1 protein-coding gene is annotated in these 482 nt (G+C 41.9%); it reads left to right on the forward strand.

Annotated elements, in window-relative coordinates:
- On the forward strand, positions 1-482 hold a 482-nt coding region (locus DLK05_RS19200), incomplete at both ends, for a photosystem I psaA/psaB family protein (RefSeq protein WP_209319963.1).

Raw genomic sequence — 482 nt, forward strand, 5'->3', positions numbered from 1 at the left:
GCTCAAAACCCCGACTCGAGTAGTCATTTATTTGGTACCTCCCAAGGATCCGGAACTGCCATTCTAACCCTTCTTGGGGGATTCCATCCACAAACGCAAAGTTTATGGCTAACCGATATGGCTCATCATCATTTAGCTATTGCATTTATTTTTCTTGTTGCTGGTCATATGTATAGAACCAATTTCGGGATTGGGCATAGTATGAAAGATCTTTTAGAAGCACATATTCCTCCGGGAGGACGATTGGGGCGTGGGCATAAGGGTCTTTATGACACAATCAATAATTCGATTCATTTTCAATTAGGCCTTGCTCTAGCCTCCTTAGGAGTTATTACTTCCTTGGTAGCTCAACACATGTACTCTTTACCTGCTTATGCGTTCATAGCACAAGACTTTACGACTCAAGCTGCGTTATATACTCATCACCAATACATCGCAGGATTCATCATGACAGGAGCTTTTGCTCATGGAGCTATATTTTT

Source organism: Ancylomarina longa, from assembly GCF_003996985.1.
Classification (GTDB): Bacteria; Bacteroidota; Bacteroidia; order Bacteroidales; family Marinifilaceae; genus Ancylomarina_A; species Ancylomarina_A longa.